General features: G+C 66.7%; 3 protein-coding genes. 2 read left to right on the forward strand and 1 reads right to left on the reverse strand.

The features are described 5' to 3' along the window. On the reverse strand, nucleotides 1-727 hold a 727-nt coding region (locus U9980_RS28205), incomplete at its 3' end, for a site-specific integrase (protein ID WP_322770705.1). Between the two features lie 109 nt (nucleotides 728-836). On the opposite strand from U9980_RS28205, the gene U9980_RS28210 reads away from it, so the two are divergent. Beyond that, nucleotides 837-1,067, forward strand: coding sequence for a DUF433 domain-containing protein (locus U9980_RS28210; protein ID WP_322770706.1), 231 nt, complete (start codon nucleotides 837-839; stop codon nucleotides 1,065-1,067). Nucleotides 1,068-1,074: 7 nt separating this feature from the next. Further along, nucleotides 1,075-1,231 (forward strand): DUF5615 family PIN-like protein (locus U9980_RS28215; protein WP_322770707.1); only part of this gene is annotated, 157 nt, incomplete at its 3' end.

Here is a 1,231-nt window from a genome sequence, read left to right on the forward strand (position 1 = left end):
GCATCGAGGCGAATGCATGACGAAGATCGTGTAGGCGGAGCCAGGGGAGTCCGGCCGTTGCCCGAAGCTGATCGAACCAGCGGTTGACGTTCCGTGGTTCCAGTGGGGTCCCGATCGACGAGGTGAACACGAGGCCCGTCTCAGTCCAGGAGTCACCGCGTTCGAACCGTTCGCCCGCTTGTGTCACCCGGTGTTGGCGTAGCAGGTCCATCAGTCGGGCCGGGATCGGTAGCTTCCGGTGTGAGCGGACGGTCTTCGCCGGCGTGAACGTCAGGGAGCCGTCGACCCGCTGGAGGCTCTGGCGGACGTGGCGGACGGCGCCGTCAAGGTCGACATCGGTCCAGCGCAGGCCGAGGATCTCCCCGCGGCGTAGGCCGAGCATCAGGCCACAGGCGAAGAGTGCTTCCAGGCGGTCACCGTGCAGAACCTCCATGAGGCGTCGTGCTTCCTCGGGACGCAGCACCTGGACGTCCTTGTGCGCGACGGATGGTGCGCGTACCGCCTTCGCGACGTTGCGGGGCACGAGGTCGAGCCGTTCGGCTTCGGCGAGTGCGTTACGGATCAGGCCGTGCACGTGGCGGACGCTCACCGCAGACAACCCGGACGCCTTCGCCGCCGCGACCAGGCGCCGGACGTCGAGGGGAGTGAGCTTGTCGAGCTGGATTCGGCCCCGCAGCCCACCAAGGGCGCGAGGCTTTTGATCGTCTTGTAGCAGAAGGTCGAGCATCGGCTAGACATGGCGTGACCGAACAGCAGAGCTACCCGAGGCAGCTCCCGCCGAGCCAACGGACTGCCGCACGTGATCGCCGTATCCTGGAGGTGACAGAGGAGGCGCCGTGCACTTCACTCGGATCACCGTGAACCCCGCGCAGATGGGCGGTGTTCCATGCGTACGTGGGCTCCGCATACCGGTTGCCACCGTCGTCGGCATGATCGCGGATGGCATGACCATCGACGAGGTCACCACAGAGCTGCCCGACCTCAACCGGGAAGACGTGCGCGAAGCCCTCCGGTTTGCCGCCGAGGCGGTACTCGAACGCCAGCTCCCCCTCGTCATCTCCGCCTGACCTCGATGTGCGGTTCCTCCTCGACAACAACCTGTCCAACAGCCTCGCCGAGGGTCTGCGCCAGGCAGGACACGACGTCCTGCACGTGCGCGACGTCGGGCTCGGCGCAGCAGACGACGAAAAGGTCCTCGCGTTCGCCGGGCAGGACGACCGGACGCTCGTAT

It is taken from the genome of Protofrankia sp. Cr1 (assembly GCF_963555865.1).
Taxonomy (GTDB): Bacteria; Actinomycetota; Actinomycetes; order Frankiales; family Frankiaceae; genus Protofrankia.